Source organism: Stieleria varia (genome assembly GCF_038443385.1).
Lineage (GTDB): Bacteria > Planctomycetota > Planctomycetia > Pirellulales > Pirellulaceae > Stieleria > Stieleria varia.
Genome location: NZ_CP151726.1, coordinates 8,870,274 through 8,896,085, shown reverse-complemented (window position 1 = coordinate 8,896,085; position 25,812 = coordinate 8,870,274). Strand labels below are relative to the sequence as shown.

The following is a 25,812-nucleotide window of genomic DNA, read 5'->3' as shown; positions in this document are numbered from 1 at the left end:
CCTGGAAAGGCTGACGTACGTATTGTCGCTCGACTTTCCAAGTCGATAGCGTCCATCCGCTGGGCGTCATGTTTGATTTCGGATGTAGGTGAAAGACCCGGCCGCTGACGCGTCACCGTCACTTCTTCGCCTCGTTCCCGATGATCGTTGCGATCTGTCCGGCCAGCCCATTCACGCTGCCTTTACCGTCCGGGTGCAGTCGTGAGCTGAGAAACACGAACACGCGGTCCAACTCGGGATCGATCCAAATCACCGTGCCGGTGAATCCGCCGTGTCCAAACGCGGCATCGGAAAGACTCTCACCTCGATTGCTGGAATATGGCGATCTGTGATCCCAGCCCAGCATTCGAGTCCCGCGTGGAACCTCAACCGGACACGACATTAAGTCGATCGTCTCGCGATTCAATACAGGATGTCTGTCTCGATTGCCCGGCAAGAATGATTGACCAAGTCGGAGTAAGTCACCAGCGGTCGAGAAAAGTCCCGCGTGTCCCGCGACGCCACCCATTGCTGCGGCGCGTGGATCGTGGACGCTGCCGCATATCCAGCTTTCTCCATCGGATGCTTTCTCTGTCGGCACGGCACGTTGCCGTAACTCCGAGCTTGGCAAGAACATCGTCTCGGACATTCCCAGCGGAATGAAAACATGCTCCGCCGCATACCGGTCCAATCGCTGTCCACTGACCCGCTCGACCAATTTGCCCAGCACGATGAATCCGACATCGGAGTACGAAAACTTCTCACCAGGAGCCGACCGCAGCTTCAACTCGCAGATTCGCTGCCAAGTCGTTTCATCCCCGTCCCGGTAATCTTTCAAAGAGTTGTCGGGAATCAAGCCACCGGTGTGTACCAAGAGCTGCTTGACCGTGACGGTTGCTTTGTCGTTTTCCGCAAACTCGGGCAGGTAACGCGAGACCGGCGCGTCCAACTCGATCACTCCGTCCTGTTGCAACCGCATGACGGAGAGCGCTGTCGCGACAGGCTTGGTGATCGACGCCAAGTCAAACACGGAATCCACCGTCATGGGGACTCGCTCGGGCTCGACCCGGCGATCACCAAACGCTCGCAAATACAAGATGCCATCGTGATCCGCGATGCCCACCACCGCGCCCGGCATCTGGCCTTCCTCGATCGCGGCTTGAATCAAGGGCGAGATTTCGGCAAAGGCATCCGCTTCGACCGTGTCGGTCGCCACAGACGTTTGAGGCACCCCCTTCACTGCAAAGGCACCCCAGATCAAGACCAACATCAGTATTCGCGGCAAATGACTCACGCGCCGATTACTCATGCACAGGACAACACGATCGGTCGAGAAACCGAGTATCATGTGGGGCCGGCATCGACCACGGATTGCCAATCCCGCCATGAACTCTTCCACCGACGAGGACTCTGATGTTGAAACGAACATTCGTGTTGTGTTCCGCACTCTTGCTAGGATGGACACTTTCGCTCACGCCGACACTGGCGCAAGACAAGGCGGTGGCGCCGGTCGCAGCCAGTGCAACCGAGATCATGGTGGGACCTGCCAAGCTCACTGCGGGAGACACGATCGTCTTCTTGGGTGACAGCATCACGCATCAGAGATTGTACACACAATACATCGAAGACTTTTTCATGACTCGTTTCCCGGACGTGAAGTTGAACTTTCACAATTCCGGGATCGGCGGAGACCGCGCTTGGGATGCCGTCGCCAGACTCGATCGCGACGTTCTGGCCATGGATCCGTCCCTGGTCACGATCCTGTTGGGCATGAACGATGGGCGATACGTTCCTTTTGATGCCGAAATCTTTGAAACCTATCGCACCGACATGTCGACCCTGCTGGACGGCTTGGCAAAGTCTGATGCGGCCGTTGTCCCGATCACGCCGACGATGTTTGACGCCCAGGCCGCGCGACAGCAGTTGCAAAAACGTCCCCGCGACGAACAGATGATGCAACAGTACAACGCGGTGCTGGCGTATTTCGGCACCTGGTTGCGAGGCGAAGCAGACCGACGCGGACTACGCAGCATCGACATGTTCAGCCCTCTGAACCAACTGACGCGTCAAGCACGCCAGGTCGACCCCGCGTTCACTTTCATCGCAGATGCGATTCACCCGGGACCCGACGGACAATTGATCATGGCGTTTGCATGGTTACAGGATTTGGGGGTTCAGCGATCCGTTTCCAACATCGTGGTATCGCTCAATCCAAAAGGTCAACGTGTTGCTCGTGCAACCGGCGGCACTGTTTCCGAAATCTCCGGAGATGAAAGTCGTGTCGAATTCACTTTCGCCGGTCGTTCGCTACCTTGGGTCGTTCCAGACGAAGCACAAATGGCGGCCAAGATGCTGAACTTGGGTCACAAGATGAGCAAGGAAGGATTACAAGTCCATTCGCTGCCCGCCGGAAAGTACCGCTTGTCGATCGACGGAACAGAAATCGGCGTTTTTGGGCACACGTCACTGGCTAGCCATATTGAGTTGCAAAAATACACCAACACGCCCCAGTACCAACAAGCCGCAAAGGTGGCTGCGATGAATGCGGAGCGGAATAATGGCCCCGTCAAGGCGCTGCGGGACCATTGGTACATTGTGCGAAACCTCAACCGTGTTCGCCGAGATTCCCAGGCCAATCCGAACGACGAGGGTCTCGCCAAAAAGCTTGAGGAAGCAGAGAAAAAGGCTGTAGGGTTCGAAGAACGCTTGGTCGAACTGGAAGCTGCGGCTCAGCAATCGCTCGATGCGATCTATGAGATCAATCAGCCACAACCCCACCACTACGTGATCGAACGAGTGCAATAGTCTTGCAAACCGAACCAAGCCTACGATCGCTAGCGATTCGCGTGACGGCCATCACTGCGGTGATGGCCGTCATTCTGCATCAGATGGGCCGAACCATCTGGTGCGCCTGTGGGCAATGGACTCCCTGGTCGTGGGATATCTGGACCTCGCACAACTCTCAACACCTGATCGATCCGTATTTCTTCAGTCACGTGCTGCACGGAGTAATCTTTGCCGGATTGCTGTACACGATGCGCGGCTGGCTTTCGTACGGCAGCCGTTTGTTGGCAGCGGTGATCCTGGAAGCAGGCTGGGAGATCTTGGAAAACTCTCCCATGATCATCAATCGGTATCGCGAGGCCACCATTTCGCTGGATTACTTTGGTGATTCGGTCGCCAACAGCGTGTTCGATGTCCTGGCGTGTTTGCTAGGATTTCTGATTGCATCGCGATTGAGATGGTATTGGAGCGTGGCATTTTTTGTGATCGTCGAACTGGTCTTGCTCGCGACGATCCGCGATTGTTTGACGCTCAACGTCGTGATGCTCATTTCACCCATCGAAGCGATCAAGCAATGGCAATCCCCATGACTTTCCTCCGTAGTGGGATTCACCAGAATTCCCTTCACCTTGCCGTTGCAGAGAATTCAACTGCGTCCCGTGCAGCTATTATGTTCCCCGCCTATGTCGCCACTTTCCTTTTTCTCGTTTTTTGCTCGTGCCATCGGGTGATTGGGCAAGACGATCACGTCGCTGACGCTCAACCCAACATCATCATTTTGCTGGCCGATGACTTGGGCTATGGAGAGTTGGGCTGCCAAGGCAACCAGCAGATTCCGACACCACACATCGATTCGATTGCCGAGGGTGGCGTTCGCTTCACGCAAGCATATGTGACGGCACCCAACTGCAGCCCGTCTCGCGCCGGTCTGCTCACCGGGCGAATCCCCACACGATTCGGGTACGAGTTCAATCCGATCGGCGCGAGAAACGAAGACCCCGGCACGGGGCTGCCCGCAACGGAAACAACTCTCGCTGAAATGCTACACGACCGCGGATACACGACAGGTATCATCGGAAAGTGGCATCTCGGCGGCGCGGCGGATTATCACCCCTTTCGCCATGGCTTCGACGAGTTCTTCGGATTCGCACACGAAGGTCACTACTTTGTTCCGCCACCCTACAACGACGTGACCACGATGCTAAGGCGTAAAGCGTTGCCAGGTGGTCTGACCGGACGATGGACGGGAAAGAACCTGATCTACACCACGCACATGGGACACGACGAACCGGACTACGACGCGAATAATCCGATCGTCCGCGGTGGACAGCCTATTGTCGAAACCGAGTACTTGACCGATGCACTGACACGTGAAGCCGTCAGCTTCATCGATCGCCATGACGACAAGCCCTTCTTTCTCTACCTCGCCTACAACGCGGTTCACAGTCCGTTGCAAGGCAAAGAGTCCGACATGGAGCGTTTTGCGCACATCGAAGACATCCATCGCCGGATCTTTGCTGCGATGCTGAGCCGATTGGATGACAGCGTCGGTCAGGTCTTGCGTCAATTGAAGGATTCAGGAATCGAAAACAACACTCTCGTCGTATTCATGAGCGACAACGGCGGTCCGACACGTGAATTGACTTCCAGTAACCTGCCGCTGCGAGGCGAGAAGGGGACGATGTACGAAGGCGGACTTCGCGTCCCGATGCTGATGCGGTGGCCGGGAATGCTTTCCGAGGGCGTCACGGTCGATCGCCCGGTCAGCAGTCTTGATCTTTACCCCACAGCAGCAACGCTTGCTGGTGCAACCGTGCAGCAGGATCTCGATGGGATCGATATCTTTACAACGATATCGGATCGAGATGCAACCGTGGCTCCACGTGAATTATTCTGGCGACAAGGTCACCGCGCGGCGCTACGTGTTGGTGATTGGAAAATCGTCAGCATGAACCGACAACGCAGTCGATCCACTTGGGAACTGTACAACCTGTCAAACGACATCGCGGAGACCGAGGACCTGTCAACAGAACATGCGGAACGACGCAGCAAGATGATCCAGCGATGGGAGACGCTCGACGCGGAAATGAAACCGGCTCTGTTTTGAAGAGCCGTTGTTTTTATCCACGATGGATTCAAAATCCGTAGGATGGGCACTCTTGCCCGTCTCAGTAATGAATGTCGGCCATGAGTGACCGACCTACGACGAGATCAACAAGCTCCTAGTTCACAGATGTGCAGGTTTCGAAGCGATCCGTGTGACCTAGCAACGAGCGATCATTTACTGGCTTAGTGGACGAGGTCACGAGTCCTGACGCACGGGACTCGTGACCTCGTCCTCTACGTAACGTGTGTTACTTACCGGTTGTGGTATAGTAATCGGCTTTCCTAGTGCATCGTCCAGTCTTAGAACGTGGGTTCGGTAGATGAGCCGTTTTGGCGTTAGCCACGGTTTTCGTGACACAACCGTGGCTAACGCCAAAACGGCTAACCCCAAAATCAAGACCGGACGATGCACTAGCCTAACTCTTTCAGTTGCCTGAACGTTTGAGGCATTCAGGGCATTTCTCTACAAAGTTGAGAGCCCATGACAGCAGACGATCGTGAAACTCGCGACGGGGCACCCGATCCTCAGATGGACGACACAGCGGACTCAAGTGCCTCGTTCGACGTGGATTTCACACTGCTGCGTCCTGACGAGATGCCGGATCTGACCGAGACCGGCGGGGACGGAAAAGCTGATGTGTCCTCACAGACGCCGCTGCTGGAGCGGGTCGATCGTTACCGAATCAAGAAACTGCTCGGGCGAGGAGGCTTCGGATCGGTTTATTTGGCGCGCGACGAACAACTCGGACGACTGGTCGCCATCAAGATTGCCCATCGTGATTTGGTGGCGAATCCGTCGGATGCGTCGCTGTACCTCGAGGAAGCACGCAACGTTGCCAAGCTGGATCATCCGCACATCGTTCCCGTTCACGACGTGGGATCGACTGCGGAAGTCCCGTTCTACTTTGTCTCCAAGTACATCGACGGTTGCAATCTTGCAACGTTGCTGCGCCAGTCGCCTGTCAATTTCTACACGGCCGCAAAGATCACCGCGACGATTGCAGACGCTTTGCAACACGCACACAAGAACGGTTTGGTTCACCGGGACGTCAAACCTGGCAACATATTGATCGATAAGGCCGGCACGCCGTACTTGGTCGATTTCGGTTTGGCTCTGAGTGAAGAGTCGCTCGAATCGGAACCGCGTTATGTCGGCACGCCTTCCTACACCAGCCCGGAACAGGCGAGAGGCGAAGGCCACCGAGTCGACGGACGCAGCGATGTGTTCAGTCTCGGTGTGGTGCTCTATGAAATGTTGACCGGACGTCGACCGTTTCGCGGTGCCAAACGCGCCAACGTACTGGAGCAAGTCGCCAGCTACGAACCACGACCACCTCGCCAATACAACGAGGACGTCCCAAAACCGCTCGAAAGGATCTGCCAAAAGGCGATGGCCAAGCTCGCCTCAGAGCGATACGCATCGGCCGTCGACATGGCCGAGGACTTGCAGCATTTCCTGGCTGCCTACGAACCCAACCGGACGTCCGCCAGCAGCGTGCAGTCTCATCCGGCATCGGAACCTCCGCGAACGACAGTGGGCACCGAGCAGGTGTCCACGTCCGATCGTAACTCGCAAACGACAGACGTTGGCAACACTCAGTCAGCCACGGTGGAGACTGCTGTGGATCGGTCGACGGAGTCCAGCAGTTCACGAGGTTTGGCAATCGTCCCCAAAGGGATCCGTTCGTTCGACTCGCACGATGCGGACTTCTTTCTGGAGCTGTTGCCAGGGGCTCGTGATCGTGATGGACTACCCGATTCGATTCGTTTCTGGAAAACGCGATTAGAAGAGACGCACAGCGAGCGTACGTTTCCGGTCGGTTTGATCTACGGTCCCTCCGGCTGCGGCAAGTCATCACTGGTTCAAGCCGGCTTACTGCCACGACTCTCCTCCCACGTCAAAGCGATCTTCATCGAATCATCGGCAAATGAGACCGAGAGTCGCTTGTTGACCGCTTTGCATCACCAGTGCCCGACCTTGCCACGAGAACGCTCGCTGGTCGACTTGTTCAAGATGATTCGCAACGGATTCGGACCACCGTTGGGCCACAAGATCGTGGTCGTCTTGGATCAGTTTGAACAATGGCTTCACGCACATTCGACCAACGACGGCGGAACGCTGGTTCAAGCCCTGCGGCAATGTGATGGAGGACGTATTCAAGTCCTGGTGTTGGTGCGAGACGATTTCTGGATGGCGGCGACCGGGTTCATGCGAGAGTTGGAAGCGAGAATCTCCGAAGGCCACAACGCAGCCTCGGTCGATCTTTTTCCTGTTCGCCACGCGATCAAAGTCCTGGATGCCTACGGTCGCGCTTTTGGTGCGTTGCCAAAGCCTCCCGCAAAACTCAGCTCCGCGCAAGAAACGTTCTTGCGGATGGCCATCGACCAGCTTGCCAGTGACGGCAAAGTCATCTGCGTTCGCTTGGCACTGTTCGCCGAAATCATGAAGTCACGGCCGTGGACGATCGAATCGCTGCGTCAAGTCGGCGGAGCACAAGGCGTCGGACTCAAATTCCTTGAAGAAACCTTTGACGGCGACTCCGCGCCACTAGCTCATCGGTACCACGCCAAAGCAGCAAGGCGAACGTTGCACGAGTTGCTGCCGTCAGCGGGCGAAAGCATCCGTGGACACAGCAGAACCATCGCCGAATTGAATCAAGCCTCAGGATACAAACCGGACTCCAAAGACTTTTCCGAATTGATGACCATTTTGGATACGGAAGTCCGCTTGATCACTCCCTGTGACCATGATGATCAACAGCAGGAGATCGACGCCAAACAACAGAACCCATCCGGCCACGGTCGCTATCAACTGACTCACGACTACCTCGTTCACTCCCTGCGTTCTTGGCTGACTCAAAAACAACGCGAGACCCGGCGCGGGCGGGCGGAACTGTTGCTCAGCGAACGCGCCACACTGTGGGACGCCAAGCCGGAAAACAGACACCTGCCGACGTTGACAGAAGACTTGAGAATCCGCTGGCTAACAGACCGTAGCCGTTGGAACTCTCAAGAAATCGCGGTCATGAAACGCGCTAAACGCGTTCATTTGTTACAGGTCGCTACCGTTACCGCTTGTTTACTGCTGCTGGGATTCGCCGCCTTTGAGTTGCAACGTCACCAAGTGGAGCAACGACAGATCTCACAAGCCAACGAAATGGTCCGAGGCCTGTCAAAGGTAGAAATCGTCGAACTGCCCCAGTCCCTTCAGCAACTGGTGCCACTGCGCCAATGGGCAGAGCCGACCATCCTGCGTGAGCATGACCGAGCGACCGATGGCAGCAAAGAAAAATTGCGTTTGACCCTCGCATTGCCCCTCGATCATCCCCAGCGTGAATCTTACTTGATGGGGCAGATACCGAATCTGTCGATCGGCGAGTTTCAAGTCGTGCGTGATTTCATCTCGCCCGGTACGGATTCGATCGAGCGGCTTTGGAATACTGCACAAGATGAAAATGCAGATGCCGGCCAACGATTTCAAGCCGGATGTGCGTTGGCCAAGTTTACACCCCAAGACACACGATGGTCTGAACTAGCACCCCGCATGGTCACTCACCTGACCGCAGATGACTCGACCGTTCCTTCGTTTCACTTGCCGACCCGCATTGATCAACTCAATGCGGTTCGCGATGTGTTGACACCGCACCTGCTGGCTTTGATGGGCGAATCCAATTCCAGTGACCTCGTTCGTGAACGCGCCGCGATCACATTGGCACGGTTCCTGTCGGACTCGCCCAGCCAATTGGTCGAGGCATTGATCCGCGGCCGCAAGCGTCTGGAGTTGGCGCCGCTGGTCGCCGTCCTGGAACCACATCTTTCCGAAGTGACCGACGCACTGAATGATCTGGTAAAACACCGGATTCAGGATACCGGTCCCAGCTCAGAATACTTGCCTCGCCATCATGCGGTTGCCATCGCCGCAGTGACACTTGCCCACTTTGGTGACATCGACCAATACATCGAGCTGTTGCAGCAACCCAGTTGGCACCCGTCATGGAATCCAGCCACCCGATCCCTGGTCAAGCACTACGCTTCTGAGATCTCAATCGACACCGAAAAAGTCCTTGACCATATCACGGATCCGAAAACCGATGTCGAGATCACTCGCGAACTGGTGGAAACGCTGGGGCGTCAAGGTTTGCGAGGGCTCTCGACGCCCGATCGGGACCGCGTGGTCGGACAGTTGACGAAACTATCGCAAGAACACATTGATGGCGGGATTCATCAATCCGCACTCTGGGCACTTTCTCAGCTTCGCGTTGAAACAATGCCGACGCCGACCGAGCTGACAGCGTTCGACGACGAAACGAGAGAACGGACACGGTACTGGATGTCTCAAATTGAGACAACCGAGGCGATCCGTAAAGCGGCGATGGCCGATCGCGCCAGCCGGCGAACGACTTGGGAAGACGAGTTGGTCAAACGGTTTGAGGGGGAAGCTGTTTTGACGGGAGAGTCACCCGAATTTCGTCTCGCGATCGACTCCCCCGACGAAATCTCGCTTATCATCAACTCGTCCGCGCAGGCGGAGTTGCAGCAGACGGTTGCGGTGAGCAAGAAAGTGACCGGCATTCTCGGGTACTGTCTCGAGCTTGATGGCGACGATGGCATCACATTGGGCGACGCGATGTCCGTCGAACGCGACGAAGCGTTTTCCTACGGTTGTTGGCTTTACAGTCGAAACTCGCCGCAGTGGGGCGGCGCGTTCTCTCGCATGCAGGCGAGCAGTGGACGTAGGGGATTTGATCTTTGGCTGGACGGGAATCGCGTGGCCGCGCACTTGGTGCATCAGGAGCCGGACAACTACATCAAAGTCATCACTACCGATTCGATCGAGATCAACGGTTGGTATCACTTCTTTGTGACCTATGACGGAAGCTCACTCGCTAGCGGCGTGAAAATCTACATCGATGGCGTTGCCGTTGAAGTGCAGCATCTGGCGGATCGCTTGACAGATTCCATCGAGACAACGGCGCCTGTCGTGCTGGGTTCACGCTTCGGAGAGTTTCCGATCTCCGGTTGGATCGATGATATTCGTTTCTATCGAAAACGACTTTCCGATGACAACGTGCGGGAGATCTATGAATCGACGATGGCCAAGGTTCTGGAGATACCTGACGGGCAACGATCCGCTGAGCAACAGGCCGCCGTCGGGCGTGCGTTTCGCGATGAAACCATGATCGCTCTGGATTCCAAGCTCGATCAGCTTCGCAAAAATGTGACTCAGTCTGCTTGGGCGGGACGCCGTCAATGGTTCGTGAACTCCCAGCGACAAGCGTTTACCGTGCTGCCAGCCCCGTTCTTCACTGCGACAACGGACCCAACCTATGACTTGGCCGTCGCCACCCATGAAGTGACCATCGAACAATTCAACCAGTTCAATTCGTCTTACCGACACGATGGCAACGTCGCTCATAGCATTCAGTGCCCGGCACATCACGTGAATTGGTTCGAGGCCGCTGCGTATTGCAACTGGCTTAGTCGACACGAAAGGATCCCCGAGGATCAGTGGTGCTATGAACCGAATGAATCAGGGGAGTATCGGTCCGGCATGAGGTTGAAACCCAATTTCAGACAACTCCAAGGCTATCGGCTGCCCACCGCGCAAGAGTGGCGGTATGCATGTCGTGCTCACGCCGATGCGAGATTCTTTTTTGGTTCACCGCCGGATCTCGTCGGTGAATATTCCTGGTACGCGGGCAACGCATTGGGACTCACTCAGCCGGTCGGGGCTTTGTCGCCCAATCCGTTCGGCCTGTTTGACACTCACGGCAACGTCTGGGAGTGGGTTTTGGACATCGATGATCGCATCCCGGTCGAGCCAGTGACCGATGACATGCAAGGAACTCTGCTTGGTGGGGCAATGAACAGCGGCCTGAGCGCGTTGACCGTGACGGGGTACGCGCACATTGAACCCAATTATCACTCCCAGTACTACGGATTCCGAATCGTCAGAAGCATCCCACGGGAGCAATGAATCCTGGTATCCACGCGTTTTGCACTTGACGCTTCTACTCTCCATCGACGGCTGGTTCCTCAACAACATCTTCCACTCCGTTCTCGCGTTCCAATCGAGCGATCTTCAATCGCAGGAATCTCGCGTGCTTTTCTGACTCCGCGAGTTCCGTCTTGAGTCTCGCCACGCGTCTCTCTGTGCTCGTCTTGAAAACACGATGGGCGAACTCCAGCAGGATCAAGGCGCGAAGTGCTCGAAACAGAGTGCCTCGCAATTGGTAGACGCGTGCAAGCCGCGTGATCTGCGGCAGTCCCATCAGCTTGGCCAGGCGTGTGCTACGCAACATGGTCAGAGAACGCAAGAACGACAACAGGGGCAACAAGATGATCGCCAAGTCAATCCAGTTGGCTTTGCAGTAGGCGATCTTTTTTTCCGCCACCGAGACCATCAGGATGAACTCCGCCGCAAACGCGAACCAGATCACGCCCGTGCCCAAGTGCAACAGCAGTCGCAACCAAGCGTACTGGGCGATTTGGACTTTCAGAAAGAATTCCGTGACCAGAATCGGCAAGATCATCAATGCGATGACGAGCATCGGAAAGCTGAACATCCGCTCCAGTTTTCGCTGCAAGCTTTTGTCCGCTCGTCGCCATCCCAAAAACGGGAGCCATAATCGATAACCCATCTCAGGACTGCGTGCGCACATCCGCAATGCGGGGCACACACAGAACAAAAAACTGAACCAGTGATATCGTCGTGTTTGACGATTCCACGGCCTGGTGACCCAATGCGCGATCGCCTCCATCACCACGATCGGCCAGATCACACTCATCACCGACAGCACAACGATCTCTAGCCGATTCCGAAAGATTTCGCCGGCAATCAATTCGGCCGGTTCCGCCGTCAGGCCTTGCGCACGTGCTTCCGCGGCGATGCTCTGAACACCGGGCACATCGACCCACAGCACGACGAGAATCGCCATGCAGACCAAAAAGACTGCCGATAGCCAGAACATAAACACTTCCGCACGTCCAGCGATCCACTGCGCCATGCGTCGTGATCGGGATTTCATGATCTCCCCGCGTTGCAGCGGTCGTTCTGAAAAGAGGGAACCGGATGTCATCGTTCTGATAAGGGACTGTACCGCATTTTGCTGGCTCACACGAACTCAGGCTGCAAAACAATCAATCCAGGGCGCGATTCCTCGCGGCGATGCGTCCCCCGAGACGCGACACTCCCTGGAGTTGTTTCTGCAGCTAAATTTGGTTCCACGGGGCTCAAGCGGCAGTATTTCACCGGCCCGTTCAGGCAATTCCCGCCCCATGTTACATTGCCAGCTTTCCATCGCCGCCCTTGCCCGATCCGATCGCCTCCCACGCATGAACGCACAGCCCAAAGACCTGTTTCAAGACGATCGCAAGCTTTTTTTGCTCGATGGCATGGCGTTGGTCTACCGAGCCCACTTTGCGTTGGTCCGCAGCCCCCGCTTCACCTCCGGCGGCCTCTGCACCTCGGCCGTCTTTGGCATGCTGAACACGGTCATGGACATCCTGAAACGCGAGGAACCGACTCACATCGCAATCGCGTTCGACACGTCCGAACCCACCGAGCGACACAAGGTTTTTCCAGAGTACAAAGCTCAACGGGATGCGATGCCCGAGGACATCTCCAAACAATTGCCGTACATCGATCGTCTGATGGAGGCCCTCAACATCACAGCGATTCGCATGCCGGGCTACGAAGCCGACGACATCATCGGAACACTGGCCCATCAAGCGTCCGATCAAGGGTTCCTGACTTGGATGGTGACCCCCGATAAAGACTACCACCAACTCGTTCGCCAAGACGTCATCGTCTACAAGCCGGGTCGACAAGGCAGCGATGTCGAATTGCTGGGCATTCCAGAGGTCCTGGCTCAATGGGAGATTCAACGGGTCGAGCAAGTCATCGATGTGCTCGGTCTGATGGGAGACTCCAGCGACAATATCCCTGGCGTCCCCGGTATCGGCCCCAAGACGGCCAAGAAACTGATCGCCGATTTCGGTAGCGTCGAAAACCTGCTTGAGAACACGGACAAACTGAAAGGCAAACAACGCGAACGCATCGAAGAGAACCGCGAGCAAGCCTTGCTTTCCAAGCAACTCGTCACCATCCAAATGGATGTTCCTCACACGGTCGATCTGGATGCATTGAAATACGACTCCTATGACGAGGAAAAGCTCAAAGCGTTGCTGCAGGAGTTGGAATTCGACACGATCGGCACACGCTTGTTTGGCAAATCGTTCTCGTCGGCTGCTTCGCGTGCGTCAGTGATCCGTGAAAAACGGGAAACGGAGATCCAAGCGACGCTATTCGATGATCCGGTCGACGAAAAAAAGATCGATGACGTGCCCCACGAATACCACACGGTGACAACCGCAGATGAACGTGCCGCTCTGATCGCGGAACTCATGTCGGTCGAATCATTTTGTTTCGACACCGAAACCACAGGATTGGATCCCCGGACCGTCCAACCGCTTGGCATCTCGTTTTGCATCCAACCTCACACCGCTTACTACGTCGTCTGTGGCGAAACGGCGGAGGACGCATGTGCCGTGCTGGAAGAATTCCGCTGTGTTTTCGAGAATGAATCGATTCGCAAGGTCGGACACAATCTCAAGTACGACGTCTCGCTGTTGAAGTGGCACGGGATCGAAGTCCGCGGGACATTGTTTGATACCATGCTCGTGCACACGATGATGGAACCGGAGATGAAACATGGACTGGACTACTTGGCCAACCTGTATCTCGGTTACCAACCCATCCCGACGTCCGCATTGATCGGCCCTAAAGGTCCCAATCAAAAAAACATGCGTGACGTTCCACTGGAAAGACTTTCTCAATACGCTTGCGAAGACGCAGATGTGACGCTGCAAGTGGCCAACGCGATCTCACCCAAGATAGATGAACTGGGAGTTCGCGAGGTCTGCATGGACGTGGAGTGTCCGCTCGTGACGGTGTTGATCGACATGGAGTACGAAGGCATCCGGCTGAACAGCGAAGCGTTGCACGAGTATTCGGACAAATTGCAGGCCGAGATCGGCGATCTGGAAGCCCGTATCTACAGTGCCGCAGGACACCCCTTCAATATCGACTCGCCCAAACAGTTGGGCGTCGTGCTCTATGAAGAACTGGAGCTGGTCGCCAAGCCAAAGAAAACCGCCACGGGACAGTATTCCACACGCGAAGCCGAACTGGAAAAGCTGGCCAGCAAGCATCAGATCGTCGCCGACGTGCTCGACTATCGAAACGCTCGGAAATTGAAATCCGTCTACGTCGATCAATTGCCCGAAGCGGTGAACCCCAAAACCGGTCGGCTGCACACGCACTACAGTCAAACTTGGACGGCGACGGGGCGTTTGCAGTCCAACGATCCCAACTTGCAAACCATTCCGATTCGAAAGGAACGCGGACGCGAGATTCGTGCCGCATTCGTGGCCCGAGACGACGACCACCTTTTGCTCTCAGCCGACTATTCGCAAATCGAACTGAGGGTCATGGCCGAGTTGAGCCAAGACCCGGCGATGATGGAAGCCTTTTCCAGCGGCGAAGACATCCACCGATTCACCGCGTCCAAGGTCTACAAGGTCGAACCGGACGAAGTCACTCGAGAGATGCGTGACAAAGCCAAAACGGTCAACTTTGGAATCATCTATGGAATCTCAGCGTTCGGCCTGCAACAGAGGTTGAACATCCCACGCGAGGAAGCGAGCGAGTTGATTCGCAACTATTTTGAAAAGTACCCCGGCGTGCAACGTTACATCGACGAAACGATTGCGCAGGCCAAAGAACACGGCTACGTCGCCACCCGAACCGGCCGACGTCGATACATCCGTGACATCAACTCACGCAGCAAAGGAGTCGTGGCTGCCGCAGAGCGTTTGGCAATGAACAGTCCGATCCAAGGCACGGCGGCAGACATGCTGAAACTGGCGATGATCAAGGTGCACAAGGCGCTGGCCGCAGGTGGTTTCAAAACCAAGATGCTGCTGACCGTTCACGACGAATTGGTCTTTGACATGCCGCGTGACGAACAGGACACAGTGATGCCGGTGATCGAACAGGCGATGAAAACAGCGATGCCGATGCAGGTCCCCATCGTGGTCGAAATGGGAACCGGAAAAAACTGGTTGGAGGCTCACTGAGAACCGCAACGAATCCCGGGATGCGACGATTGTCGCTCGACTTTCCAAGTCGATAGCGGATGCAACCATCCGCCCAAACACAAGCCAGACGTCGTGTGCCGTGCTTCGCAACAATTACCTCCCAGCTGCGCCCGAGGGACGTGACAGAAACTTGCGCAGCATCACAGTGCCACAATCCCAAATTTTGATCAGTCCAGGCCGATCGCATCCACGAAGCGGGCTTCTAAGAGATGCTTTCCGCTCGCATCACCGCGCACGTCTTGAGACGCTATCCACGCGAGTAGCCCGGTCCAGCCGCCTCCGCCGAGATCGCCTGATTCTCGTAGCAATCAAACATCTTCCCCCGCAGCCCCATCGGCCATCCCCACAGCGGCCGACATCTCACTCTGCGCGTTGCCATCAAAAGAAGGCCTCGATATCTCCGCACAGGCCCACCTACCACCTGACAACAATCTTTCCCCAAGCCCCAAGACCCGCTAATCTAAAAGCAATCAAATCCTCCCCGACACCCCACTGTTGATAGGGGGTGTCGCCCAAAAACCCGTTAGGCGACCTAGCGATATCCCAGGTTCGGGTTGCCTGCGGGGTTCATTAGTGTGCGATTAGTGCGGATTAGTGTTCCCAAAAACTTGGCTGCGCTGAACACTAATATTCGCTAATCGAACACTAATCTCAATCACGATGGTGGCTTCGGTGCTGACCGGTCGCCTAACATGGTTTTGCCGCTAAGCCGCGGCTTCGCCGTTTGAGCGTCGTTCGGTTGGCAAACTTCAATCGCCTCGATAACGTCGCTCGGATGGTCACGCCGCGGACGCCTCTTTTGGTTGTTCAAACCTCACGCTGTAGCTACAAACTATTGTCTTGCCACGTTTTCTCGCTTCGGTCACGAACGGCGTCGGCAAAACCTTCCGTTGGCAGACACAAGTGAAACGTTGGGCAACTCGAATCATCGAACCTTTGATCGTCGTCACATTTTTGGCGGTGTTGGTTGTGGGCGGTGGGTTCGTTTCGTTTACCTACGACAACGTGATTGACAACGACCCTTTAATCGCGCCTCTTGACGTCGCCGCAGTTGACGGCGATCGCATAACGCTTAGCGACGGTCGAATCTTAATCGCGAAATTCGACTCTGAATATCTGCAATCCGACATGGAACAGTATGGCAATCGCGTTGACCTCGATCCCGCTGCTGATGGTTCGGTGATCGTCAACGTCTCGTACCGGCGCTGGAAATGTGGCAATGGCGGCCCATGGTTGCGGTTGCGTTGGATTCCCATCGACTACCCACTGTACCGGCGCGCTCAACTGGGACTTGCCCAGATTGAGAATCAACCGTAAGCCAGTGTCTGCCAACATGGTATTTACGCTGAGGCCTTCGGCTCACCTTGGCTCTTTGGCAGCGGGCCTTGGCCTTGTTGCAATTGCCGTAGTTCATACATCGCTCGCTTCGTTTAGGGCGGTGTCGTAAAAACCTTCCGTTGTCGGTCGCTAGTCTTTCCTGATTTCTACCGCCATGTCTTGTCCTGCGCGCAGTACGCGGATGATCTCGATAGACTATTCGCGTTCAACGTAGAACACGACGTGATTCGGGAAATCTCTGATTAGTTTCGTTCGCATTCCAGCCAAGTCCGGCACGTCCGTGGGAAACGGCGCTCCGCTCGCTGGGAATATCGCTAAGCCCTTGATCGTCTGTTCAGCTCGCTCAAGAAATCGCAGGGCGCCATCGACACTGCCATCCGCGATGTAACTTGCATGGGACTCGACGTCTTCGCTTGCCTTGGCACGTCGGGTTATCGGCTTGGAGTGATCCACCTAATTCACACTTCGTGATTCAACGCGCTCTCGAATGGCTCGCCATTCATCGTCTGTCCACGGTTCTGCGGGACCGCTGGCAATGCCGGCAAGCAACGCCTCCTCAATTTCACCATGCTTTTTGTTCGCTGCGGCGACCAACGCTACGATATATTCGCTTGCGCTGGAAAACCCTCCTTGCTTCGCACTTTGGTCCACAAAACTCATCAGATCGCTTGGCAATTCAATTGGTATACTCGGCACTTCATTCAACCTTACTCGAGGGGACGCGACTGACAACATGGTTTTTACGCTGAGGCCCTTCGGGCACACCTTCGATGTAGTATGAGCCTCGACGCCATTGTACGATCAAATTTAGTTCAAACTCAACCGCTTCGTTTGGGGCGGTGTCGTGAAAACCTTCCGTTGGGCGACCTAGATGCCTTACAAATCGCGACTTGCGTGATTCACGCGAAACCTCGATTCCACCGTTAATTGGGTGGAAGAACACAACGTACTTCCCAACGCTGAGCGACCGACAACCCTCCACGCCAAATCCCTCGCGCACCTCACCTGCTCCGGGTTGTGTCGCCAGCTTTTCGCGCGTCTCGCGAACGTTCAACAGCCAATCGCGCGCGGCCATCGGCTTGTCACGTGCAATGTACTCCACAATCGCTTCAAGATCGTCATCCGCTTCCGGTGCGTAACTGACTTGCGGCACGATCGTTCTCCACGCGGTGCCACGTTTTCTCGCTTCGATCATGTACGGCGTCGAGGCATTCGCCGGGTTCGCGTCGGCGAAAACCCCCTGAGTATCCAGGCGTTTGCCGTGGGCCGGTGCCACAATCCGCTTCTGGCCCGCGGCTAGCGCCTTGCGGCTCACTGGCGGAGGTGACAGTAGCCGTCTATGTCTCGACGGGCCGGCTCAGGTAGGCGCTATCGCGATCTACGAACCGTAACCGGCGGTCTTTGGCTTTGCTGATTCCGATCCGCTTGCACGCCCGAATTCGGCGTTGCGTTTCATCAACGGCCGCGAGGATCAAGATGTCATCGTCCTGCGTCAGATCCTTTCCGTCGTCGCGTCGGTCGACACACAAGGCTTGGCAAATCATCGCAGGCCCGGATGTCAGCCGTCGCGGATGGGTTTGGTTTCGGTGTTGGATGATCTGTTCGATTCCCCACGCAGGCTCGATCGCGCGGATCAACACCGCGCTGCCGACACCTTCGTTTTCCGTCACCGCGTTCATGCAGTACTTCGCGTGAATCGGATAAACGTACAAGGTTCCTGGTGGACCAAACATCGATGCGTTGCCAGCCGTTTTTCCACGCGCGCTATGACTGGCGGGATCTCGCGCCGACAAATAGGCTTCCGTTTCAACAATCCATCCACCCAGCCACATGCCATCGACGCATCGCAGCAGAGCGGCACCGATCAACCGCCGGGCAACGCTCTCGGGAGAATCGTTGTAGAATTCGGCGTCTAGCCGCTGGCCCTTGCTGATAAAGTCTTTCATGTCACCGCCCGATCGAATTTATACAGCTCGTTGGATCGTACCGATCACTGCGTCACCAATTCAGCGTGGCTGGGTTCGTGTCTCAGGTCAACAGGTCGTAGACGTCGGCGATGGTCCCGCCCCTCCGGAGGCGACGGATCTGGGCGACATCGCGTTGATGCCGCAACTGATCAATGCTCACACGCACCTGGAGTTCTCTGATTGCCCTCGGCCGATTGGCCGGCCGGGCATGCGATTGGCCGATTGGATCGGCAAGGTTTACAACGCCCGGTCGGTAACCACGATCCAACAGAAAGCACAGAACATCTTGCTCGGGTGGCGAGAGTCACAGGACGCCGGTGTTTGCTTGATTGGCGAAATCGCCACGTTACCGTGTCAGTACCAGGGCGATGACACGTTGCCATCGTTGGTGACTTTCGCGGAAGTCCTCGGACTGAGCGAGCAGCGTGCCGCAGAAAGACTCGCCGTCGCATCGGACCACCTGCAACAATGCAGCGACGCCGGGATCAGTCCCCACGCGCCCTATTCGACGCCATGGGCATTGATTCAGGATTGTGTGACGCGAGCGAAATCGGCCGACGTTCCGCTGGCGATGCACGTCGCTGAATCTCCAGAGGAACGTGAATTGCTGCAGCGTGGCACGGGGCCGTTTGCCGACGCGTTGCAGCGGATGGGGGTGTGGCGCGACGAACTGTTTCCCTGGAATGCCGATCAAAATTTCGTCACGTTGATCGATCTGTTGGCTCGCGCGCCGAGTGCCCTGTTGGTTCATGGAAACGACTTGAATGCATCCGAAATCGAAAAGCTCGCTGGGCATCCGAATGTGACGGTCGTCTATTGCCCTCGCACGCATCATTTTTTTGGCCATTCCCGGCACCCCGTCGACCGGATGCTGCGTGCTGGCGTCCGTGTCGCTTTGGGCACCGATTCCCGCGCCAGCAACCCGGATTTGAGTCTGTGGGGCGAAGTGCAGCATTTGCTCAAACATCGTCAAGACCTTTCACCGCACGCGATCATTCAAATGGCGACCGTCGGGGGGGCCGACGCGTTGCGGTATCCCCGATGGGGCAGGATTTCGGCGGGCTCCCCAGCCAAGTTTGGGTGTGTCGCGACCACCGCTGGCGATCTGGAGGGATTATTTCGCGACTTCGCAGAGCAACCGTTCGTCCCCTGTGACGCGATTCTCGACGTCGATTGGCCCCGTTATTGGCCCAGACTCTGACGGGACGTGCGGAAAATAAGTGTCCTGTCTCTTTGAAAAAATCACGCGGAGCGATCATTGCTACATGGATTTCGCGACACTTATTCTCCGCACGTCCCCATAGAGTGACAAAACGGGTTGTGCAATCACGGTGTCTTCGGGACATAATGAGTACTTCTCCGATCCTTTCCTCCGGATAGATTCCAACGCATGTATTTTCGATTGGCCCGCCGATTTCTGACCGAGACGGACAAGCGTTTATTGGCCAAGGCCATTTGGACCTTGGGCGTCAAAGGCCTGCTCAGCGTGCACAAGCACAAACGCCGCCTCAAGCGGGGGGAGTTCTTCCCTCCGTTTCTGTACATGTCGGTCATCAACAGTTGCAACTTGCGTTGCCAGGGTTGCTGGGTCGATGTGGGTGCCAAGCAGCACAAGATCGAAGTCGATGCGGCGAACGAGACGATTCGCCAGGCCAAGGCGATGGGCAACAGCTTCTTTGGCATCCTGGGTGGCGAACCCTTCATGCACAAAGACCTGATGAAGATCTTTGAACAGAACCGCGACGTTTATTTCCAAGTCTTTACCAACGGGCACTTCATCACCGACGAAGTCGCAACTCAGCTACGAAAGTTTGGCAACGTCACCCCGTTGATCAGCGTGGAAGGAACCGACGTGATCAGCGACACGCGTCGCGGCCGAGCCGGTGTTCTGAGTCAAACGATGAAGGGACTCGAGACCGCGCTGAAGCACAAGTTGCTGGTCGGCGTTTGCACCAGCGTCTGCAAGACAAACCTCGATGACCTGGTCAACAACAAGTGGGTGGACGCATTGATCGACATGGGCGTGATGTATTGCTGGTACCACATCTATCGTCCGGTCGGCCCCGAGCCCAACCCACAACTGGCACTCAACAGCGCCGAGCAACGCAAGGTGCGTCAGTTTGTGGTCGACACTCGCGCGACCAAGCCGATCATCGTGATCGATGCGTATCACGACGACGCGGGCAACGCGTTGTGCCCCGCGGCGACAGGATTCACACACCATATCGGTCCCTGGGGTGATATCGAGCCGTGTCCGGTGATTCAATTGGCGACCGAATCGATCCACGACGATCGACCGCTTGCGGAGACCTTCAACAACTCTGAGTTCTTACGCGATTTTCGCGAGTTGACCGCGCAGAACACACGCGGCTGCGTGATCATGGAACGACCGGACTTGTTGTTGGACTTGGCCGAAAAACATGGTGCACGAGACACGACGGTCCGCGGCGCGGTGGCGGAGGAACTGCGGAACGTCGAACCGCGACGCAGCCAATACCAACCGGGTGACGAGATTCCTGAGCGTAGTTTCGTGTATCGCTGGGCAAAGAAATACGCGTTCAACGATTTTGGAACCTACACACGCCACTTCGACACCGCAAACTATCGTGACCCGGATGTCGGTGAAAACCAGTCGGCGGCAAAGCAGCCCAAAAGTGATTTACCTGTCTTGCATTGAGCAAAGACAATCGGCCAAGAGTGACCAACCGTCGGTACAATTTCGCGACCGATGGCTACCTGCTTTGACCAATCTCGGCACGCAATGCCCGAGCAGCATTTCCCTTTTGTGTCACTTGGACCTTGGGCAGGCCCAACCAATGTGCCAGCAAGTTCAGCTCCTTTGCCAATTCGCTGACGAAAGTCTTTGGGGCAACACCCGACTCCGCGTGAGTCGCCAGCACGCATAGCGTTTCGTTCTGACGATCTGCTTTGAGATCCACTCGCGCGACGACACGGTCGCCCAGCAGAAACGGCAACACGTAGTACCCGTACTTGCGTTTTTCGGCGGGCGTGTAGATTTCCAAACGTATTTGTGCACCGAACAAGAACTCGGCACGGTCGCGATGCCAGATCAAAGGATCAAATGGAGCGAGCAGTGCCGCTGCATTTTTTCCGCTGCCCGAGCGCGGCACTTTGTTCGTGTGATGCATGAACGCGGGTTTGCGCCAACCGTCCACCTGGACGCGAATCAATTCTCCCGCGTCTGTCAGCTCGCCGATCGCGACTCGGGTCTCCTTGGCTGCCAAACGGTAGTAGTCCCTGATGCACGACTCGGTTGCCACACCCAGTGCGATCGCCGAACGCCCGACCAACTGACGATGAGATTCGCATTCATCCGGAGCCTTTGCGTTCAAGACCGCAGGAGGCAACACACGCTGCGTCAGGTCGTAAACGCGTTCAAACGTGGAGCGACGCGTTGCTGTTGTGACAATGCCGGCCCAGAAAAGCCATTCCAAAGCCGTTTTGCCATCGGACCAGCCCCACCAGCCTCCCGATCGATTGTTACTCAACGTCAGTTCCGCAGCCGAAAGCGGTCCACGATCGGTGATCTCGCGTCGGACTTGCTGGATCAATTCAGCTCGTTCGCGACCAAACCGAGCCAGCCCGGTGTAGATGCCCGTTCCCTGTTCCGCCCGTGTCATCCGCCATCGCAACAGCGGATAAAGATCCAATGGCAGAAGTGACGCTGCGTGTCCCCAGTACTCAAACAGCGCCCGGTGCCGATCAGAGTAAGCCAAATCGAATAGATCATTCTCGCGATAGTGACCAATCCGCGAGAAGGTCGGTAGGGTGTGAGCTCGTGCCAGGATATTGACCGAGTCGATTTGCAAAACACCCAGACGTTGGATCGAATCGCTCAGCTTGCGTCTTGAAACGGGCTTGGTGGATCGAACACCGTGGAACCCCTGAGCGTGCAACACGACCCGGCGTGCTTCATCGATCGACAAATCGCTGCTCTTGTTGGTGGCCACGGCTTTACCCATCACTGTCAAACAACGGTAACGAACCAACCGAGCAGTGCTCCAGCTTCAACAAAGCTTCTTTGGTCGACAAGCCGCCTGGCGCGGAAAAGCCACCCAATTTTCCGCCGCTGGCCAAGACGCGATGGCAGGGCACGACCACCGGCCATGGATTGGCACCCATGATCCGACCGATGGATCGGGCCGCTCCGGGGGATCCGACGGCTCGTGCCAAGGCACCGTAAGTGGTTGTCGTTCCCCACGTCACGCATCGAAGCGCTCGATAAACGGCGTTGCTGAATACGCTGTGAGCAGCATCATCCAAGGGGATGTCGTTCAGCTCGATCGGCCGCCCTTGGAAATAGTTCCGTATTGCTTCGACCCACGTTGCGACATGATCTGGCAATGCGTTCTCGCGGCATCGCGAGCCTCGACTGCTGCAGCGAGCCTCTGTCAAGGCGACACTGCGCTCGGGCAAAACAAACCGCGTCAGCCCAACCGGCGTCCATGCGATCCCGCAGACGCCCATTTCTGTACTGAACAGGAGGTGCTGCTCTGACTGCTCGCGTGAGTCAATCATGTTTTGCTCGGTTTGCAGGAAAGGCACAGAATTGGGACGCGTCTCAATGGAGCACGATAACACACGACGGGCGTTCTCATGTAGCCACGTGAGAACGGATCTCAGGACGACCGTGTTGCTTCTCATTGCATGGCTGCCCAATAGGAGTAGGATCTGGTGTTCACCATGATGCGATGCGGGCTTCTGTGAAGGTCGTACCCGACATCGAGAACCGTACTTTGTGAAATCCGTCTTTCAGGCAAACATGAAACACTCCAAATCCATCCCACTTCTGTTCGTCGCCATCGCGTGTGTTTGGTCGAATCTGTGCAGTGCCGCGGACGCGTTTCGACCGCCTGCCGTTCCCCTGGTTGCCTGCGACCCCTACTTCAGCGTTTGGTCCCAAACGGATCAACTTTGGGCATCGCGGACGACTCACTGGACGGGCAAGCAGCATCGAATGGCTGCATTGGTACGCGTGGACGGACAGGCCTATCGGTTGATGGGCGGCTCCCCACAAACACTGGCGGCCATGAAGCAAGTCAGTGTGAAGGTGTTACCAACGCGAACGGTGTACGAGTTTGCCGGCGCTGATGTGAAGGTCACCCTGACATTCACGACGCCTGCGCTGCCAGACGATGTGGCGATCCTGAGTCGACCAACGACCTACGTGAATTGCAGTGTCGTATCCGCCAGTGATCGTGTCCATCAAGTCGAGTTTTACTTCGACGCCGGAGGCGAGTTAGCGACCAATGTTCTGGATCAGCAAGTGGTCGGTTCCACCGTCGCGATGGCCAATGCCAACTCGTTGAAGATCGGAACGGAGTCTCAGGAGGTGCTTGGAAAATCAGGCGACGATCTACGCATCGATTGGGGTTATTTGTACGTCGCCGCACCTGACGCTTTTTTTCCCACCCGTGCATTTGGCAACGCAGATCAGTTGCGTGACTCGTTCGGCGAACAAGGTCTAGCAGCATTGGCCGGACAAGCGCCGACATTTCCTGTCAACGCGGGCGATGTGGTCGCCGCCGTGGCGATGTCCGTCGGCTCTGTCGGCAAGGAACCCACCTCCCGCTATGCGTTGATCGCTTACGACGACCTGTATTCCATCGAGTACATGAAACAGCCATTGCGTCCCTACTGGCGCAAGGACGGTTGGGAGGCAGCCGAGTTGATCACGGCTGCGATTGAAGAACACGACGTATTGGAAAAACGCTGCCAAGAGTTTGACAACGAATTGATGGCAGACCTCGAACACTCGGGCGGTACAGAGTACGCAGAGATCGGAGCCCTGGCATATCGACAATGTTTTGCGGCGGGAAAGTTTGTGGCCGACGCGAAGGGACAGCCGTTGCAATTCTGCAAAGAAAACCACTCCAACGGCTGCATCGCCACCTCGGACGTTTTCTATCCGATGGCTCCCCAGTTTCTCTTGTTCGGCCCGACGCTGACCAAGTCCATGTTGGTTCCGTTCATGGACTATGCAGCGTCCGAGCGTTGGCGGTTTCCGTTTGCGCCGCACGATCTGGGCACCTATCCGATGGCCAATGGTCAGCGATACGGCGGCGGAGAGCGAAGCGAAGAAAACCAGATGCCGGTGGAGGAATGCGGCAACCTGCTCGCACTTTTCGGTGCCCTGGCAAAAATGGAAGGCAACGCGGATTTCGCAGCGATCTACTGGGAACAGCTCAGTCAGTGGGCGGATTACCTACAAGACAAAGGATTCGATCCGGACAATCAACTCTGCACCGACGACTTCGCCGGCCACATGGCCCACAACGTGAACTTGAGCGCCAAAGCGATCTGCGGTTTGGGGTCCTACGCAATGATGTGTGACATGCGTGGCATGACGGACGAAGCAAACCGGTATCGAAAGATCGCCAAGCAATACGCCAACCAATGGGTTCAAGCGGCTCGCGATGGTGACCATTTTCGTCTGGCGTTTGACCGCGAAGGAACGTGGAGCCAGAAATACAACTTGGTTTGGGATCGTCTGTTGGACTTGGGATTGTTTCCCGAAGAAGTCTACCAGCAGGAGATGCGTTTCTATCGCAAGACACAGAACCGATACGGGCTGCCGTTAGACAACCGGTCCGATTACACCAAACTCGATTGGATCCTGTGGACGGCAACGTTGACAGAGAACCGCGATGACTTTGACGCGTTGGTTGGTCCTGTGCATGATTTCTTGCATGCCACGCCGGATCGTTCTCCGATGACAGATTGGTACTTCACTTCGACGGCAAAGAAGCGAGGTTTCACGGCACGGCCCGTCGTGGGCGGCGTGTTCCTGAAACTGTTGTACGACTCGCCTGTCTGGCAAAAGTACGCATCGCGAGATGTCACCAAGTCATCCGATTGGGCGCCCATGCCCGTGCCACCCAAAACGAAATCGTTGGTCGGCACCAGCGATCAATCCGAAACGAACTATCGTTTCACAACGACGAAACCATCTGAGAACTGGTTTGCAACGGACTTTGACGACGCGCAGTGGCGAACCGGCAAAGGCGGACTGGGTACTCGAGAAACTCCCGGCGCGCCCGTGGGAACGACTTGGAATACCAACGACATTTGGTTGCGACGCACGATGAAGCTGACATCACCGTTGCCGCCACGCGTTGCCTTGCGGATCTGGCATGATGAAGAAGCGTCGGTGTACCTCAATGGCAAACTGTTGGGTCACTACGGCGGATTCACGACGGAGTACGAGACGGTGGAGTTTCCATCCGGTGCGCTACGTGAAGGTGAAAACGTGATCGCGATCCACGTCCACCAGTCGACCGGCGGCCAATTCATCGACGTCGGCCTGGACGCGATCGTCCCCCAAGACTAGCCCGGATGATTCATCAGCCGCTGCGCGATAGCGTCCGGTTCTTGAGTCAATGACGGGGAATGGCAAAACGCTTGGCGGGGCACGCTATCGACTTGGAAAGTCGAGCGACGATTGTCGTTCGACTTT

At 56.2% G+C, this 25,812-nt stretch carries 17 protein-coding genes; 9 read left to right on the top strand and 8 right to left on the bottom strand.

The annotated features are described in order from the left end of the window. Positions 1-118: 118 nt before the first annotated feature. The gene (locus Pla52nx_RS30135; protein WP_197455061.1) at positions 119-1,273 is read right to left on the bottom strand and encodes a serine hydrolase domain-containing protein; all 1,155 of its coding nucleotides are present in this window, start codon (positions 1,271-1,273) and stop codon (positions 119-121) included. A 119-nt stretch (positions 1,274-1,392) separates the two neighbouring features. Between Pla52nx_RS30135 and Pla52nx_RS30130 the strand changes: the two genes are divergently transcribed. The 4 genes from Pla52nx_RS30130 to Pla52nx_RS30115 all read left to right on the top strand — a co-directional run bounded on the left by Pla52nx_RS30130 (position 1,393) and on the right by Pla52nx_RS30115 (position 10,846). Next, the gene (locus Pla52nx_RS30130; RefSeq protein WP_146523164.1) at positions 1,393-2,784 is read left to right on the top strand and encodes an SGNH/GDSL hydrolase family protein; all 1,392 of its coding nucleotides are present in this window, start codon (positions 1,393-1,395) and stop codon (positions 2,782-2,784) included. 2 nt (positions 2,785-2,786) lie between these two features. Then, on the top strand, positions 2,787-3,353 hold the full coding sequence (locus tag Pla52nx_RS30125; RefSeq protein WP_231742736.1) for a DUF2585 family protein: 567 nt from the start codon (positions 2,787-2,789) through the stop codon (positions 3,351-3,353). 137 nt (positions 3,354-3,490) lie between these two features. Further along, positions 3,491-4,870 (top strand): sulfatase, encoded by a 1,380-nt coding sequence (locus Pla52nx_RS30120; protein WP_197455062.1) that lies wholly within the window; start codon positions 3,491-3,493, stop codon positions 4,868-4,870. A gap of 480 nt (positions 4,871-5,350) precedes the next feature. After that, positions 5,351-10,846 carry a protein kinase domain-containing protein gene (locus Pla52nx_RS30115; RefSeq protein WP_146523165.1) on the top strand — a complete coding sequence of 1,832 codons (5,496 nt, stop codon included), beginning with the start codon at positions 5,351-5,353 and terminating at the stop codon, positions 10,844-10,846. A 34-nt stretch (positions 10,847-10,880) separates the two neighbouring features. Here Pla52nx_RS30115 and Pla52nx_RS30110 read toward each other — a convergent pair whose 3' ends face one another. Continuing rightward, a complete protein-coding gene (locus Pla52nx_RS30110; protein ID WP_146523166.1) occupies positions 10,881-11,897 on the bottom strand; it encodes a potassium channel protein in 1,017 nt (338 codons plus the stop codon). 307 nt (positions 11,898-12,204) lie between these two features. On the opposite strand from Pla52nx_RS30110, the gene polA reads away from it, so the two are divergent. Together polA and Pla52nx_RS30100 are read left to right on the top strand one after the other, a co-directional pair. After that, complete coding sequence (gene polA / locus Pla52nx_RS30105) at positions 12,205-15,009, top strand: DNA polymerase I (protein WP_146523167.1); 2,805 nt, start codon at positions 12,205-12,207, stop codon at positions 15,007-15,009. 861 nt (positions 15,010-15,870) lie between these two features. Then, positions 15,871-16,347 (top strand): hypothetical protein, encoded by a 477-nt coding sequence (locus tag Pla52nx_RS30100; RefSeq protein ID WP_146523168.1) that lies wholly within the window; start codon positions 15,871-15,873, stop codon positions 16,345-16,347. A gap of 216 nt (positions 16,348-16,563) precedes the next feature. On the opposite strand, the gene Pla52nx_RS33065 is transcribed toward Pla52nx_RS30100, so the two are convergent. From Pla52nx_RS33065 to Pla52nx_RS30085, 4 genes are all read right to left on the bottom strand, one after another. After that, positions 16,564-16,821: a type II toxin-antitoxin system RelE/ParE family toxin gene (locus Pla52nx_RS33065; protein ID WP_146523169.1), complete on the bottom strand. Its 258-nt coding sequence runs from the start codon at positions 16,819-16,821 to the stop codon at positions 16,564-16,566. Continuing rightward, entirely contained in the window at positions 16,822-17,064 is a 243-nt protein-coding gene (locus tag Pla52nx_RS30095) for a ribbon-helix-helix domain-containing protein (protein WP_146523170.1), read from the bottom strand. A gap of 1 nt (position 17,065) precedes the next feature. After that, on the bottom strand, positions 17,066-17,644 hold the full coding sequence (locus Pla52nx_RS30090; RefSeq protein WP_231742737.1) for a type II toxin-antitoxin system RelE/ParE family toxin: 579 nt from the start codon (positions 17,642-17,644) through the stop codon (positions 17,066-17,068). A gap of 61 nt (positions 17,645-17,705) precedes the next feature. After that, positions 17,706-18,314: a DNA-3-methyladenine glycosylase gene (locus Pla52nx_RS30085; RefSeq protein ID WP_146523171.1), complete on the bottom strand. Its 609-nt coding sequence runs from the start codon at positions 18,312-18,314 to the stop codon at positions 17,706-17,708. On the opposite strand from Pla52nx_RS30085, the gene Pla52nx_RS30080 reads away from it, so the two are divergent. Continuing rightward, positions 18,313-19,536 carry an amidohydrolase family protein gene (locus Pla52nx_RS30080; RefSeq protein ID WP_146523172.1) on the top strand — a complete coding sequence of 408 codons (1,224 nt, stop codon included), beginning with the start codon at positions 18,313-18,315 and terminating at the stop codon, positions 19,534-19,536. The two genes, Pla52nx_RS30085 and Pla52nx_RS30080, sit on opposite strands and share 2 nt — an antisense overlap. Before the next feature lie 189 nt (positions 19,537-19,725). Then, a complete protein-coding gene (locus Pla52nx_RS30075) occupies positions 19,726-21,012 on the top strand; it encodes a radical SAM protein (RefSeq protein ID WP_197455064.1) in 1,287 nt (428 codons plus the stop codon). Between the two features lie 55 nt (positions 21,013-21,067). Here the strand turns inward: Pla52nx_RS30075 and Pla52nx_RS30070 are convergent, their stop codons facing one another. After that, the gene (locus tag Pla52nx_RS30070) at positions 21,068-22,306 is read right to left on the bottom strand and encodes a DNA glycosylase AlkZ-like family protein (RefSeq protein ID WP_197455065.1); all 1,239 of its coding nucleotides are present in this window, start codon (positions 22,304-22,306) and stop codon (positions 21,068-21,070) included. A gap of 4 nt (positions 22,307-22,310) precedes the next feature. Next, positions 22,311-22,874: a methylated-DNA--[protein]-cysteine S-methyltransferase gene (locus Pla52nx_RS30065; RefSeq protein ID WP_197455066.1), complete on the bottom strand. Its 564-nt coding sequence runs from the start codon at positions 22,872-22,874 to the stop codon at positions 22,311-22,313. Between the two features lie 244 nt (positions 22,875-23,118). Here Pla52nx_RS30065 and Pla52nx_RS30060 point away from each other — a divergent pair, with 244 nt between their 5' ends. Beyond that, positions 23,119-25,686, top strand: a complete 2,568-nt coding sequence (locus Pla52nx_RS30060) for a glutaminase family protein (RefSeq protein WP_146523175.1) — start codon at positions 23,119-23,121, stop codon at positions 25,684-25,686. Positions 25,687-25,812: the final 126 nt, after the last annotated feature.